Origin of the sequence: Cellulosimicrobium sp. SL-1 (assembly GCF_011033075.1) — a bacterium.
GTDB classification, from domain to species: Bacteria; Actinomycetota; Actinomycetes; order Actinomycetales; family Cellulomonadaceae; genus Cellulosimicrobium; species Cellulosimicrobium funkei.
In genome coordinates, this window is sequence record NZ_JAACJC010000006.1 from 175121 (window position 1) to 189444 (window position 14324).

A 14324-nucleotide genomic window follows, 5' to 3' on the forward strand; every position below is an offset into this window, starting at 1 on the left:
CGCCGGCGGGATCCGAATGAGACAGCGGATCGAGAGGCCCCGTCGCTCCACACGACGGGGCCTCTCGCTGTCCCGGCGCGTTCTGCCGCCCGGCCGGGTGCCGTGCCTCACCGGACAGGGGAGTGCGCGGCGTCCGCTCCCGGCAGGAACGGGCCGAAGATGGCGGCGACCGCGGCGGCGGCCCCGGCGGCGTCCTGCCGCGCGACGGCCTCGACCAGCTCGTGGTGGTGGCGGTGCGCCGCCTCGTCGTCCTCGTTCTCCTCGTCGCGCATGTGCACGGTGAAGACGTCGAGCATGCTCGAGTAGAGCGTGACGTAGAGCGGGTTGTGCGTCGCGGCGACGATCGCGCGGTGCAGGTCGAGGTCGGCGCGCGCGCGGGCGTCGCGGTCGTCGGCCTCCCAGGCCGCCTCCCGCCGGTCGCGCAGCTCGCGCAGGTGCTCGACGTCGTCGTCCGAGCGGCTCGCCGCGGCGAGCGAGGCGGCGGTGCTGTCGAGGGCGAGGCGGAGCTCGAGGTAGTGGCGGCGGCTGCCGCCCGCGAGCTGGCGCTCCAGGGTGCCGGTCAGCTCGGAGCTCGAGATGACGAACGTGCCGCGGCCCTGCTCGCGGCGCAGCAGCCCCGCGTGGACGAGCGACTGCAGCGCCTCGCGCACGGTGTTGCGCCCGACGCCGAACTCCGCCACGAGCGCGGCCTCCGTGGGGATCCGTTCGCCGACCGCCCAGCGACCCGAGACGATCTCGTCCCGGAAGCGCGCCGCGGCCTGGTCGATGAGGCCTACTCGACGCATCGGTCCGCCTGTGCCAGACTGCTCCAGATTCATCCCATGATCCCATCATCCGCCGACCTCAGTGTGGAGTGTAGCGTGACCACCCTCTCTCCCTCCCGACCCCGCATGCGCCCCGGACGCCTCACGCTCTGGGCGGGCTTCGCCGTCGCGCTGACGGCCCTCAACCTCCGGACGGCGGTCACCGGGTTCACCCCGCTGCTGGAGATGGTGGGCGCCGACCTCGGGTTCGGGGTCGCCGTCGCGGGGCTGCTCGGCACGGTCCCCGCGGCGTCGTTCGCCGTGTTCGGCTTCCTCGCGCCCGCGGTCACGCGGCGGTTCGGGCTCGAGCGCACGGCGACCGTGGCCCTCGCTCTCACCGCGCTGTCCCTCGTGCTGCGCGCGTCCTCCCCGACGACGACCGTGCTCGTCCTGTCGACGGTGCTCGCGCTCGCGGGCATCGGGGCGGCGAACGTCGTCATCGTGCCGCTGGTGAAGGCCTGGTTCTCCGACCGACTCGCGCTGTGGACCTCGCTCTACCTCCTCCTCCTGCAGACGGGGCAGTTCGTCGCCCCGCTGCTCGCGGTGCCGGTCGCCGAGGCGAGCAGCTGGCGCCTGTCCGTGGGGCTCTGGGCCGGGCCCGCCGCCGTGGCCGCCGTCGTCTGGCTCCTGCTCGCGCTCCGGCTGCCCGCCGCCCACCACGCGCCCGCACCCGTCGCGGCGGCCGGTGCGCGCCTCCGGGTCGGCCGGTCGTCCACCGCGTGGGGCCTCGTCGGCCTCTTCGCCATGATGTCGTTGTCGAACTACGCGATCATCACGTGGGTGCCGGCGGTCCTCACCGACGCCGGAGGCAGCGCGGCGCTCGGTGGTTCCATGGTCGCGCTGTACTCGGCGTGGGGAGTGCTCGCGGCGCTGGTGGTGCCCCAGGTCGCCACCCGGATGACCAACCCGTTCGTCGTCGTGGTCGCGTGCTCGGTGGTGCTCGTCGCCGGGTACCTGGGCCTCCTGCTCTCCCCGCTCGACGGCACGGTGGTATGGGTGTGCGCCCTCGGCATCGGGGTGAGCACTTTCCCCCTGTGCATGACGCTCATCAACCGGCGCACGCGGACGGCCCAGGCGGCGTCGGCCGTGTCCGGCTTCGTCCAGGGCATCGGGTACGGGATCGCCTGCTGCGGGCCCCTCGGGCTCGGCCTGCTGCGCGAGGCGACCGGCTCGTGGTCCGTCCCGCTCGTCGTGCTCGCCGCGACCGCCGTCCCCGGGGTCGTGGGCGGCTGGTTCGCCTGCCGACCCCGCTTCGTCGACGACGCCGTCGTCGTCGCCGACCGCCCGGCGGACGACGTGGAGGACCGCGCGGCCGGCGCGTGACGCCGCGCGCGGGCTCGGGGCGGTGCCCGGCGACGCGCCGCGCCAGGTCCCGGCCCGTACGGTCGGACGATGACCGACCCGCGCGACCGGCCGTACGTGGCCGGCCTGCTCGTCCTGACCGTGGCGACGGGCGTCGTCGACGCGGTGAGCTACCTCGCGCTCGACCAGGTGTTCGCCGGCAACATGACGGGCAACGTGCTCTTCGTCGGGTTCGCCGCCGCCGGTGCGGGCGGGATCCCGCTGCTCAACAACGTCGTCGCGCTCGTCGCCTTCGTCCTCGGCGCCGCCCTGTGCGGGGTGCTGCTCCGCGGGCGCGCCGACGACGCGCGAATGCCGCGGCGCGCGCTCGGCGTGCTCGCCGGGGGAGCGGTGCTCGTGGTCGCGGGCGGCGCGCTGTGGCTCGCCGTCGGGCGCCTGCCCACGCCCGGGGTGCTGGCCCTCACCGCCGCCCTCGCGCTCGTGATGGGCGCCCAGGCGGTCGCCGCGCGGGGCGCCCACGTCCAGGACGTCTCGACCGTCGTCGTCACCACGACGCTCGTGAACCTCGCTCTCAGCAGCCCGCTCGCGGGCGGGTCCGGAGAGGGCGCGGCCCGACGCGCGGGCGCCGTGCTCGCGATGGGCACGGGCGCGGCCGTCGGCGCCGTCGTCGTGCGGTCGTGGTCCGGTGCGGCCGGCCTGCTGCTGGCGGGCGTCCTCGTCGCGGTCGGCACGACGACGCTCGCCCTGGCCCGCCGCCACGACGCCGTGGCGCCGCGCTGACGCGCCCGACGGGCTCGCCGGGCGGTCGGCGGCTCCGGCTGCCAGCCCGCGGTCCCGCGGCTAGCCTCGCGGGACGGCACCCTCGGAGGGAGAGCGGGATGAGCCAGGGACGAGTGGTCGTGGTCACCGGCGCGGCGCGCGGGATCGGGCGCGCGACGGCGGTCGCGTTCGCGCGGGCGGGCTACCGGGTCGCCGGCCTCGACATCGCGGCCGTCGCGAGCCGCGCGCTCGAGTACGAGCCCGCGAGCCCGGCCGACCTCGCGCGGACCGGCGAGCTCGTGGCGGAGGCCGGGGCGTCGTGGCTGCCGCTGGTCGCCGACCAGCGTGACCTTGCTGCCGTGCGCGCGGCGCTCGGGGAGGTCGTCGAGCGGTTCGGCGGCCTCGACGTCGTGTTCGCCAACGCCGGGATCCAGGGCTTCGCCTCGGTCCTCGACATGAGCGACGAGCTCTGGCACGACACGATCGACGTCAACCTCACCGGCACCGCGAACGTGCTGCGCGCCGCGGCGCCGCTCCTCGTCGAGCGCGGCGGCGGGCGGATCGTCCTCACCTCGTCGACCCAGGGGCAGCACGGCACCCTCGAGGGCAGCGCGTACTCGGCGTCCAAGTGGGCGCTCATCGGCCTGATGAAGTCCGCGGCGCTCGACCTCGGCCCCCACGGGATCACCGTCAACGCCGTGATCCCCGGCCTGATCGACACCGCCCTGACGCGCCACGAGGAGCGGTACGCCCAGGCCCTGGAGTCGTCGGGGAAGGCGCCCACCGGCGACGTCGCCCACGACGAGCAGGCGGCCGCCGCCGGGCTGGCGAGCAAGCTCCCCCTCGGGGTGCCGTGGCTCGCGCCGGACGACGTCGCCCCGGCCGTCGTCTTCCTCGCCTCGCCGGAGGCGTCCATGATCAGCGGCACGAGCCTCGCGGTCACCGGCGGCGACAGCGCCAACGTCACGGCGTGAGCCGACGAGCGGGGCGCGGCGCCTCCGGTGCTCGGGCACCTCACGCTCGGAGCGGCCGGTCCTGAGGAGGTGCGGCACGCGCTGAGGCCCCGGGGCGGTCGGGACGGCGCGTTCGGCCGATCCGGGACGGGGTGCCTCAGGACGAGCGTGAGCACCATGCCCGCCATCGACCCGCAGCTGCCCGTCCTCGTCCGCACGGCCCGTCTCGTCGGCACCTCGGTGCTGAGCATCGGTGCGACGGTCGTCCTCGTCGCGTGCGCGGCGGCCACCGACCCCATCGACCCGTCCGTCGCGGACCACACGTATCTCGGGCTGCCCGCCGAGGGCGGCGAGGTGCACCCGTGGTCCGACGCCGAGACCCCGGCCGTCGGCTACGCGCGCGGCGGCGAGCCGCAGACCGTGAACGTCGTGACGTTCGGGTCGAGCTCGTGCCCGCTCGTCCCGGTCGACTACACGTGGGACGCCGAGGAGCGCGCGCTGAGCTTCCGCCTCGGTCGCCGGGCGGGCACCGACGAGCGCCCCTGCACGCTCGACACCGCGCCGTCGACGAGCGTCGTCGTCGTGCCAGGCCTCCCCGCGGACGAGTCCGTGACGATCCTCACCTCGGGCGACGACGTCGTCCTCCCGCCGGAGCGCTGACACGACGTGCGCACCGGGGACTGGTGCGTGGCCCGGGGACGACAAAGGCCCCTGGTCTGCGTCTCCGCAGGCCAGGGGCCTCGATCATGGTGTCCGGAGGGGGACTTGAACCCCCACGCCCGATAAAGGGCACTAGCACCTCAAGCTAGCGCGTCTGCCATTCCGCCACCCGGACGAGTGGACCTTCCCGGCGTTTCCGCCGTTCCGGTGCGGGGAAAAACATAGCACGGTTCGGGGCTGGTTCTCACATCGCCGTCACGCCCCGGACCAGGGCCGCGACCTCGACCGCGACCTCGTCCACGACCCCGGCCAGGGCCGTGCGCGGCGCCCGGCGTGCGGGGAGGACCTGGGGCAGACTGGGCGGATGGTGGCCACGACGCGACGGAGGCACGCGTGACGGACGAGCAGCGACCCGCGGCAGGCCCGGCACCGACGCCACGGCCGGGCACCGGCGCTGACCGCTCGGCGGCGTCGGTCAAGCACCTCGCCGGGGCGTCGAGCGCGGCGCGCAAGGTCGCCGGGGCGCGCCGCAACCCGTCGGTGGTGGGGTACGACGAGACGGTCCCCGCCTGGCTGCGCACGACGGCCGGCTGGTCGTGGCGCCTGCTCATGATCGTCGCGGCGGTCGCGCTCGTCTTCTTCGCGACCGCGCAGGTGCAGCTCGTGTTCGTGGCGGTCTTCCTCGCGCTCGTCATCACGTCCGTCCTGCGGCCGGTGACCGACTTCTACAGCAGGATCATGCCGCGCGGCCTCGCCACAGGGCTCGCGATCCTCACGGCCCTGCTCTTCTTCGCCGGCCTGCTGACGTACGTCATCACGTCGGTCGCGGGCCAGTGGCAGAGCCTCGCGGAGCAGTTCGACCAGGGCATCGAGCAGATCTTCGACTTCCTCGAGAACGGCCCGCTGCCGGTCACGATCACCGCGGACGACGTCAACGGCTGGATCGACAACGGGCGTCAGTGGCTCACGGAGCACGGCGGTGACATCGCGAGCCAGGCCGCGGCGAGCGCGGGCTCGGTCTTCGAGGCGTTCGCGGCCATCGCGCTCGCGATCTTCTGCACGGTCTTCTTCCTCGCCCGCGGCAAGGACATGTGGACGTGGTTCCTCAACCAGCTCCCGTCGCGCTCGCGCGACAGCTGGAAGATCGCGGGCGGCGCCGGCTGGTACACCTTCTCCGGCTACGCGCGCGGCACGGTGATCATCGCGCTCGTCGACGGCATCCTCGCGGGGATCTTCCTCGCGATCCTCGGCGTCCCGCTCGCGGCGCCGCTCGCCGTCCTGGTGTTCATCGGGGCGTTCATCCCGATCATCGGCGCCCCGCTCGCGATGATCATCGCCGCGATCGTCGCGCTCGCGGCCAAGGGCTTCCTCATCGCGCTGATCGTGACGATCGGCATCGCGCTCATCGGGCAGTTCGAGGGTCACGTGCTGCAGCCGCTCGTCATGGGCAAGCAGGTGTCGCTCCACCCGGTGGTGGTCGCGATCGCCGTGACGGCCGGCACCCTGCTCGCCGGGATCCTCGGCGCGGTCGTGTCGGTGCCGCTCGTCGCGGTCGCGTGGTCGGTGTTCTCGCACCTGCGGCACAAGGACCCACCGATGGAGGACGAGCTGCCGACGGCGAAGGAGATCGCCCTCGGGGACGTCGGCCCGGGCGTCACGCCGCCGCCCCCGGAGGGCGCGACGAGCTGACCGCCGCGCCTCCGGGGCGGCGCGCGGCCGAGGCGCGTCGACCCGTGCGGTGCCGCGTCGCGGGGAGGCGACCGGGATCACCGCGGGACGGCGGACACCCCCGCGTCGAGCCGGACCGAGACGTGCACGGTGTCCCCGACGTCCTTGCCCGTCGCGGCCCGCACGGACCGGAGCACGGCGAGCAGGTGCGGGCCGCCGTAGGCGACGAGGGACGCGTGGTACGCGACGTCGTCGACCGCTGCGAGCACGGGGACCCGGCCGCGCGTCCCGAACAGGTCGAGGACGTCGACGGGGAGCGTGACGAACGCTCCCGACCGTGTCCCGGCGGCGACCACCACGGCGTCGAACTCCACCGGGCCGGGGTCCGTCCACGTGGGCATGGCGTCGACCGTAGCGGAGAGCAAGGGCGCGGGGAACGGGCCGCCCGGGCGATTTCCGTGCGGCCCTGTCAGCCGCCCTCTGACCCGGCCGACCGGTCGTCGGCCCGTGCCCGCGCGGCGCCACGACGGACGAGCGTCACCACGGCCGCGGCCGCGGCGAGCAGCGCCGGTGCGACGAGCGACGCCCCCGCGAGGAGCAGCAGCACCGCCGTCAGGGCGGTCGCGACCGCGGCGAGCCACCAACCGGGAGAACGTCGGGGGAGCAGGCGCAGCGCCGCCACCATGCCCAGCGCGTAGACGGCCACCATGCTGCTCGTGTGGACGCGGACGAACGGCTCGAGGTCGAGCCCCGTGGCGACGAGCACCGCGAGGTAGCCCGCAGCGAGAGCGAGCGTGACGGCCAGCGCGCGGCGCGGCACCCCGGCACGGCCCGAGAGCGCGGCGAGGGGGCGCGGGAGGTCGCCGTCCCGGGCGAGCGCCTGCCCGAGGTTCGCGAACGCGGCGAGGTACGCGGTGAGCACCCCGGACGTGACGACCGCGGCGACGACGCCCACGAGCACCGGACCCGCGCCGGGCGCGCCCACGCGCGCGAGGTCGAGGAGCGCGACCGTCCCCGTCCCCGCGTCCGTCCCGAGCACCCCGACCGTCGTGACCTGGAGCGCGAGGTACGCGACGCCCACCACCACGAGCGCCACGCCCGTCGCGGCGGGGATCGTGCGCCGCGGGTCGCGGAAGTCGGCCGAGACGTGCGTGCCGACCTCCCACCCCGCGAACGCCCACACGAACAGGCTCACCGCGGAGCCCACGCCGGACCACCCCTCGCTGAGGAACGGCGTGAAGCGCTCGGCGCTCGCCGCCGGTGCCGCCGCGGCGACCACCACGACGACGGCCGCGAGCAGGAGCGTCGTCAGGCCGAGCTGGACGGCGCCCGCCACGCGCACCCCGAGCGCGACGGCGAGCGCCGGCACGACGACGAGCGCGACCGCCACGACCGGGACGACCGCGCGGTCCGCCCCGACGACGGCGACGACGTACTCGGCCCCGAGCACCGCGACGACGGGGACGCCCGCGCACACGCCGAAGGAGAACCAGTACCCGGTGGCGCGGGCCGCCGTCGGGCCGAGCGCCGCACGCACCGCGCTCGCGACCCCGCCCCGGTCGGGGTGCCGTGCGGCGAGCGCGGCGAACGTCCCCGCGAGCGGCACGCTCGCCACGAGGACGAGCGCGACGGCGAGCACGGACGCGGGCCCGGCGACGCGCGTCGCGAGGCCCGGCAGCGCGAGGACGCCGGTCCCGAGGACGCTCGCGACGTAGAGCGCGCTGCCGCGCGCGAGGCCCAGCGTGCCCGTCGGGGACCGGTCGAGCGGGCTGGCGGGCAGATCCCGTCCGGAGGGGGAGACCGGGCCGCCCGTCGGGGCGGGCCGGGCTGTGCGGGAGGTCGTCGGGTCCACCCGCCCACCCTGGCAACGACGGCGGGGCCGGACGAGTGGCAGGCAGGACACGCAGGCACAAGATCCTGCCACCCTGCGCACGACGGCAGCCTGCGGCCACACTGGACCATGAGGATCGGGATACCCACCGAGGTCAAGAACCACGAGGACCGCGTCGCGCTCACCCCCGCCGGCGCGCACCACCTCGTACGGGCCGGGCACGACGTGCTCGTCCAGTCCGGGGCCGGGACCGGCTCCCACCTGCCCGACGCGGAGTTCGAGAGCGCGGGAGCGCGCATCGTGCCGACCGCCGAGGAGGTCTGGGGCGAGGCGGAGCTCGTCTGCAAGGTCAAGGAGCCGGTCGCGAGCGAGCACCGCTTCCTGCGCGACGACCTCCTGCTCTTCGCCTACCTCCACCTCGCGGCCGACGCGGCGTGCACGCGCGCCCTGCTCGACGCCGGCACCACCGCGGTCGCCTACGAGACCGCCCGGGCCCCGGACGGCACCCTCCCGCTCCTGGCGCCCATGAGCGAGGTCGCCGGACGCATGGCGACCCAGGTCGGCGCGTGGCTCCTCCAGCGCCCGGCAGGCGGCCGCGGCGTCCTGCTCGGCGGCGTGCCCGGGACGCGACCCGGCCGGGTCGTCGTGCTCGGGGGCGGCACCGCGGGGCGCCACGCCGCCGAGATCGCCGTCGGCATGCGCGCCGAGGTCACGGTCGTCGACCTCGCGCTGCCCGTGCTGCGCGCCGTCGACCGGGAGTTCTCCGGGCACGTGCGCACCGTCGTGTCGAGCGCGTACGCGATCGAGCGCGAGGTGCTGGAGGCCGACCTCGTCGTCGGCGCCGTGCTCGTCGCGGGGGCGCGCGCCCCGCGCCTCGTCACCGACGACCTCGTCGCGCGGATGCGGCCCGGCGCCGTGCTCGTGGACGTCGCCGTGGACCAGGGCGGGTGCTTCGAGGGGTCGCGGCCCACGACCCACGACGACCCGACCTTCGCCGTCCACGGCACCACGTTCTACTGCGTCGCGAACATGCCCGGCGCGGTCCCCGTGACGAGCACGCTCGCGCTGACCAGCGCGACGCTCCCGTACCTCGCGGCGCTCGCGGACGGCGGGGTCGACGCGCTGCGGGAGGCCCCGCTCCTGCGGTCGGGGGCGTCCACCCACCGCGGCACGCTCCTCAACGCGGCGGTGGCCGCCGCGCACGACCTGCCGTGGACCCCCGTGGAGGACGCCCTGCGCCGGTGACCCACCCGGGTCGGGGCACGGTCGAGAACGGCCGTCGCTGCCATCACCAGGGCGGCGAATCCGGGTGACGCCGCGCGGCACGGCGTGCCAGGCTCGGGCGGGTGCACCCCTTCGCCCTCGACGACGGCCACGTCCACCTGTCCATCCCGACCCTCGACGACGTCGACGCGATCACGTCCGCGTGCCAGGACCCCGACGTCGCCGCATGGACGGTGGTGCCGTCGCCGTACACGCGCGCGAACGCGGTGCAGTTCGTCCAGGAGTACGTCGGTCCCGGGTGGGAGCGCGGGGATGTCCTCACGTGGGGCGTGCGCGAGAGCGCGGGCCGCTCGGGCATCCCCGGCCCTGACGGCGTGGGCCCGCTCCTCGGCATGATCGGCCTGAGCCTCGACGACGCGCCCGAGGGCCGGCGGTCGGCCGAGATCGGCTACTGGACCGCCCCCGGTGCCCGGGGCCGGGGCCTCATGACGGCTGCGGGCCGCCTCGTCGTCGACTGGGCTTTCGACCCCGAGGGGGCGGGTCTCGCGCGGCTCTTCTGGCAGGCGTACGTCGGCAACTGGCCCTCGCGCCGGACCGCGTGGCGCCTCGGCTTCCGGGTCGAGGGCACGGTGCGCGGCTTCGCGCTGCAGCGCGGCGAGCGACGTGACGCGTGGCTCGGCACGCTCCTGCCCGACGACCCGCGCGAGCCGGCGGAGCCGTGGCCGGCGGACGCGCCGCCGTCGGGCCGCACGGCCTGACGCCGTACCGCCACGGCGCTCCCGGGCGGCGAGGTATCCGTTTCCGTCGTGCCCGCCCGCGGGCCAAGATGGGCACCATGACCTCCGAGCCCACGACGCGCGCCGCCGCGCCCGCGCCCACCACCGCGCCGGCCCTTCTCGACCTCGACCCCGCCAACCCGTTCGCGGCGCCGTCGGTGCTGCCGTACGAGCTGCCCGACTACGACGCCATCCGTGAGGAGCACTACCTCCCGGCGCTGCGGGCCGCGACGGCCGCGCAGCGCGCGGCGATCGAGGCGGTCGCGACCGACGACGCGCCGCCCACCGCCGCGAGCGTGCTCGAGGCGCTCGAGCGGTCGGGCCGCGACCTCGCGCGCGTGCTCAACGCGTTCTACAACCAGCTCTCGGCCGACGCGACGCCGGGCCTGGAGCAGATCGAGGAGGAGTTCGCGCCCGAGCTCGCCGCGCACCACGACGCGATCTACATGGACGCGCGCCTCTACGCCCGCGCCCGCGCGCTCCAGGACGCGGTGGACGCCGGCGAGCAGACCCTCGAGCCGGACGCCGCGTGGCTGCTCCGCACGCTGCTCGTCCGGTTCCGCCGTTCGGGCGTGGAGCTCGACGCGGAGCAGCAGGAGCGCCTGCGCGCGCTCAACGGCCGCCTGACCACGCTCGAGGCCGCGTTCGGCCGCAAGCTGCTCGCCGGCGCGAACGCCGCGAGCGTGCTCGTCACCGACCGCGCGGAGCTCGACGGCCTGGCCGAGGACGCCGTCGCGGGCGCGGCGGCGGCCGCCGCCGCGCGGGGGCACGAGGGCGCGTGGCTGCTGGAGATGCAGCTCCCCACCCAGCAGGGCGTCCTCGCCTCGCTCGCGCGCCGCGACGTGCGCGAGCGCGTGCAGCAGGCGTCGGAGTCTCGCGGTGCGACCGGCGACGACCACGACACGCGCGAGATCGTGCTCGAGACCGTGCGCCTGCGCGCCGAGCGTGCGCGCCTGCTCGGCTACGAGCACCACGCCGCGTACGTCGCCGAGGACGCGACCGCCAAGACGACCGAGGCCGTGAACGCGATGCTCGCACGGCTCGCTCCCGCTGCCGTCGCGAACGCGCGCCGCGAGGCGGCCGACCTCGAGACGGCGCTGCGGGCCGACGAGCCGGGCGCGACGCTGCGCGCGTCCGACTGGTCGTTCTACGCCGAGCGCGTGCGCAAGGACCGCTACGCGCTCGACGACGCGCTGCTGCGCCCGTACCTCGAGCTCGAGCGCGTCGTGCACGACGGCGTGTTCCTGGCCGCGAACCGCCTGTTCGGCATCTCTTTCGCCGAGCGCCACGACCTCGTCGGGTACCACCCGGACGTGCGCGTCTTCGAGGTGTTCGACGCCGAGACGCCGGGGGAGCCGGGCCAGGGCCTGGGTCTCTTCCTCGCCGACTGGTACACGCGTGAGTCCAAGCGCGGCGGCGCCTGGATGAACAACCTCGTCGACCAGAACCACCTGCTCGGGCAGAAGCCGGTCGTCGTCAACAACCTCAACATCGTCAAGCCGCCGGCCGGCCAGCCCACGCTGCTCGTCTGGGACGAGGTCATCACGCTCTTCCACGAGTTCGGGCACGCGCTGCACGGCCTGTTCTCCGACGTGCGCTACCCGTCGCAGTCCGGCACCGAGGTGCCGCGCGACTTCGTCGAGTACCCCTCGCAGGTCAACGAGATGTGGGCGTGGGAGCCGACGGTCCTGCGCTCCTACGCGGTGCACCACGTCACGGGCGAGCCGATGCCCGCCGAGTGGGTCGACACGATGCTCGCCTCGCGCCAGTTCAACGAGGGCTTCGGCACGACCGAGTACCTCGCCGCTGCGCTGCTCGACCAGGCCTGGCACCAGGTCGGGCCCGACGGCGTCCCCGCGTCGGAGGCCGACGTCGTACCGTTCGAGGCCGCCGCGCTCGAGGCGGCGGGCGTCGCGTTCGCGCCCGTCCCGCCGCGCTACCGCACGACGTACTACAACCACGTGTTCGGGGGCGGGTACGCGGCCGGGTACTACTCGTACATCTGGTCCGAGGTCCTCGACGCCGACACCGTCGAGTGGTACCGCGAGAACGGCGGCCTGTCGCGCGAGAACGGCGAGCGCTTCCGTCGCGTGCTGCTCGCGCGCGGCGGGTCGCAGGACCCGCTCCTCTCGTTCCGCGAGCTGCGCGGCCGCGACGCCGACATCGCGCCGCTCCTCGCGCGTCGCGGTCTCGACGCCTGAGGTGGGGCCACTCCCGTCGCGAGGTAGAGCCGTGGTAGCGCGAGGTAGAGGTGTGGTGGTGACCACGCCTCTACCTCGCGGACCTCGGCTCTACCTGGGCGGGGTGCCCGGGCGGACCAGGCCGGTCTCGTAGGCGACGACGACGAGACCGGCCCGGTCCCGCACCCCCAGCTTGGCGAGGATGCGGCCCACGTGCGTGCGCGCCGTCGCCGGGCTCATGAACAGGGCCGCGCCGATCTCGTCGTTCGTCAGTCCGCGGCCGACGTGCGCGAGCACCTCGCGCTCGCGGTCCGTGAGCCGGTCGGCGACCGCGGCGGCGAGCGCGTCGTCACGCCGCCCGGCGTCCACCGCCTGCGCGACCACGCGCGCCGTCACCGCGGGGGAGAGCAGCGCGTCGCCCGCGGCGGCCGTGCGCACCGCGCCGCGCAGCTCGTCCGGGCTCGCGTCCTTGAGCAGGAAGCCCGACGCCCCGGCCCGCAGCGCCGCGAAGAGGTTCGCGTCGTCGTCGAACGTCGTGAGGACCACGACGCGCGGTCCGGGCACCGCACCGTCCGCCCCCGTCGCGCCGCCCGGCAGCCCCGAGCCGGGGGCCGCATCGTCGACGATCTGACGCGTGGCCGCGATCCCGTCGACCACGGGCATCTGGAGGTCCATGAGGACGACGTCGGGGCGCACGCGGCGCACGAGCGCGACGCCCTCGCGACCGTCGGGCGCCTCGCCGACGACCTCGACGTCGTCCGCCCGCTCGAGCAGCGCGCGGATGCCCGTCCGGACGAGGGGCTGGTCGTCGACCAGCACGACGCGGATCACGGGGCACCCCCGCCCGAGGACTGCGGTCGCCGGGCGGAAGCCGCCCCGCTCACCGCGGCGCCGGGCGTGAGCGGCACGCGTGCCCGCAGCCGGAACCCACCGCTGTCGGGCGTGGTGGCCTCGACGGTGCCGCCCAGGACCCCGACGCGCTCGCGCAGGCCGCGCAGCCCGAACCCGCCACGGTCCGTGGCGTCCCCCTCGCCCCGAGCCCCGGGGCCGTCGTCGCGCACCTCGACCGCGAGCACGTCGCCCGGTGCACCGGGCGAGCGCTCCAGCGCCACGCGGACGACGGCGGCGCGCGCCCCCGCGTGCCGCAGCACGTTGGTCAGGCCCTCCTGGACGACCCGGTACGCCGCCGCGCCCGCGGCGGTGCCCTCCGCGGTCCCCGAGGGCAGGTCGACGTCGAGGGTGACGTCGAGCCCGGCCGCCCGGGCCGTGCGCGCGAGGTCGTCGAGCCGGTCGATGCGCGCCTGGTCCGCGAGCCCCGCGGGCGCGGCCGTCCCGCGCAGCGCGCGCACCGTGGCGCGCAGGTCCGCCAGGGCCGTCGTCGTGGCCGTCCGGACGAGCTCGAGCTCGGCCCGCGCGGCCGCGAGCGCGTCCGACTGTGCGGCACCGACGGCCTCCACGTCGTCGAGTGCCTCGCGGGCGACGTTCGTGTGCAGGGAGACGACGGCGAGGTGGTGCCCGACGACGTCGTGCAGGTCGCGGGCGACGGCCTCCCGGTCGTGCGCGAGCCGGTCGGCGGACTCGAGCTCGAGCGTCTGCTCGCGCAGCGCGTCCGCGTGGCGCCGCTGCTCGTCGCGCTGCCGGCGGGTGAACGACCCATGCCCGAGGGCGATCGCCGCGGCCATGAGCGCCACGGTCGTCGCCAGCTCGTAGCCGACGACGTACCGGACGTCGTCGCCCTCGGCGAGCCGGAAGTACGTCGAGGCGACGACGAGCGCCGCCGCGACCCCGACGGCCCAGCCGAGCCGGCCCGCGACGGCCGCCGAGTACAGGGCGACCGAGACGGGCAGGGCGAGGCCGATCGCGGGCAGGTCGAGCGTGTAGTAGGCGCAGATGACCAGCGCGGTCGCGACGAGGACCCCGACGGGGAAGCGGCGCCGGCCGAGCACGAGGAGACCCAGCACGAGGGCGATCGGGTACGCGACCCACGGGTCGGCCCGCGTGCCCCCGACGTCGGCGGCGATGGCGAACGCGACGACGTCGAACACCGCGAACCCCAGCAGGGCGTCGATGAGCCACGGCGGGGGCGACGGGCGCGACGGCCGGGTCGCGGGAGGCGACCCGGCGGGCCGGTCGTGCGGGAGATCGCGGGACGTCACGACCACCGAGTC

The 14324-nt window shown here is 75.8% G+C and carries 13 protein-coding genes and 1 tRNA gene; 8 read left to right on the plus strand and 6 right to left on the minus strand.

Annotation, left to right across the window (positions count from 1 at the left end; genetic code table 11):
* Nucleotides 1-107 precede the first annotated feature (107 nt).
* A complete protein-coding gene (locus GWJ10_RS11085; protein WP_163187465.1) occupies nucleotides 108-785 on the minus strand; it encodes a GntR family transcriptional regulator in 678 nt (225 codons plus the stop codon).
* 75 nt (nucleotides 786-860) lie between these two features.
* On the opposite strand from GWJ10_RS11085, the gene GWJ10_RS11090 reads away from it, so the two are divergent.
* The 4 genes from GWJ10_RS11090 to GWJ10_RS11105 all read left to right on the plus strand — a co-directional run bounded on the left by GWJ10_RS11090 (nucleotide 861) and on the right by GWJ10_RS11105 (nucleotide 4477).
* Nucleotides 861-2126 carry an MFS transporter gene (locus GWJ10_RS11090; RefSeq protein ID WP_163187467.1) on the plus strand — a complete coding sequence of 422 codons (1266 nt, stop codon included), beginning with the start codon at nucleotides 861-863 and terminating at the stop codon, nucleotides 2124-2126.
* Between the two features lie 69 nt (nucleotides 2127-2195).
* A complete protein-coding gene (locus tag GWJ10_RS11095; protein ID WP_163187469.1) occupies nucleotides 2196-2885 on the plus strand; it encodes a YoaK family protein in 690 nt (229 codons plus the stop codon).
* 98 nt (nucleotides 2886-2983) lie between these two features.
* Nucleotides 2984-3838: an SDR family NAD(P)-dependent oxidoreductase gene (locus GWJ10_RS11100; protein WP_061267720.1), complete on the plus strand. Its 855-nt coding sequence runs from the start codon at nucleotides 2984-2986 to the stop codon at nucleotides 3836-3838.
* Between the two features lie 147 nt (nucleotides 3839-3985).
* A complete protein-coding gene (locus GWJ10_RS11105) occupies nucleotides 3986-4477 on the plus strand; it encodes a hypothetical protein (protein ID WP_163187471.1) in 492 nt (163 codons plus the stop codon).
* Nucleotides 4478-4564: 87 nt separating this feature from the next.
* On the opposite strand, the gene GWJ10_RS11110 is transcribed toward GWJ10_RS11105, so the two are convergent.
* Nucleotides 4565-4652 (minus strand) — tRNA-Leu (locus GWJ10_RS11110).
* A 218-nt stretch (nucleotides 4653-4870) separates the two neighbouring features.
* Here GWJ10_RS11110 and GWJ10_RS11115 point away from each other — a divergent pair.
* A complete protein-coding gene (locus GWJ10_RS11115; RefSeq protein ID WP_241005763.1) occupies nucleotides 4871-6166 on the plus strand; it encodes an AI-2E family transporter in 1296 nt (431 codons plus the stop codon).
* A 77-nt stretch (nucleotides 6167-6243) separates the two neighbouring features.
* Here the strand turns inward: GWJ10_RS11115 and GWJ10_RS11120 are convergent, their stop codons facing one another.
* Both GWJ10_RS11120 and GWJ10_RS11125 read right to left on the minus strand, forming a co-directional pair.
* Nucleotides 6244-6546, minus strand: a complete 303-nt coding sequence (locus tag GWJ10_RS11120; RefSeq protein ID WP_076404766.1) for a DUF1905 domain-containing protein — start codon at nucleotides 6544-6546, stop codon at nucleotides 6244-6246.
* 68 nt (nucleotides 6547-6614) lie between these two features.
* Nucleotides 6615-7997: an amino acid permease gene (locus GWJ10_RS11125; protein ID WP_163187473.1), complete on the minus strand. Its 1383-nt coding sequence runs from the start codon at nucleotides 7995-7997 to the stop codon at nucleotides 6615-6617.
* A 108-nt stretch (nucleotides 7998-8105) separates the two neighbouring features.
* Between GWJ10_RS11125 and ald the strand changes: the two genes are divergently transcribed.
* The 3 genes from ald (at nucleotide 8106) to GWJ10_RS11140 (ending at nucleotide 12177) form a co-directional block, all read left to right on the plus strand.
* Nucleotides 8106-9221: an alanine dehydrogenase gene (gene ald / locus GWJ10_RS11130; RefSeq protein ID WP_163187475.1), complete on the plus strand. Its 1116-nt coding sequence runs from the start codon at nucleotides 8106-8108 to the stop codon at nucleotides 9219-9221.
* A 101-nt stretch (nucleotides 9222-9322) separates the two neighbouring features.
* A complete protein-coding gene (locus GWJ10_RS11135) occupies nucleotides 9323-9958 on the plus strand; it encodes a GNAT family protein (protein ID WP_163187477.1) in 636 nt (211 codons plus the stop codon).
* A gap of 77 nt (nucleotides 9959-10035) precedes the next feature.
* The gene (locus tag GWJ10_RS11140) at nucleotides 10036-12177 is read left to right on the plus strand and encodes a M3 family metallopeptidase (RefSeq protein WP_163187479.1); all 2142 of its coding nucleotides are present in this window, start codon (nucleotides 10036-10038) and stop codon (nucleotides 12175-12177) included.
* A 90-nt stretch (nucleotides 12178-12267) separates the two neighbouring features.
* Here the strand turns inward: GWJ10_RS11140 and GWJ10_RS11145 are convergent, their stop codons facing one another.
* Nucleotides 12268-12987 (minus strand): response regulator transcription factor, encoded by a 720-nt coding sequence (locus GWJ10_RS11145; protein WP_163187481.1) that lies wholly within the window; start codon nucleotides 12985-12987, stop codon nucleotides 12268-12270.
* Nucleotides 12984-14312, minus strand: coding sequence for a histidine kinase (locus tag GWJ10_RS11150; RefSeq protein WP_206158396.1), 1329 nt, complete (start codon nucleotides 14310-14312; stop codon nucleotides 12984-12986). The genes GWJ10_RS11145 and GWJ10_RS11150 overlap by 4 nt, the downstream gene beginning before the upstream one ends.
* Between the last annotated feature and the right edge of the window lie 12 nt (nucleotides 14313-14324).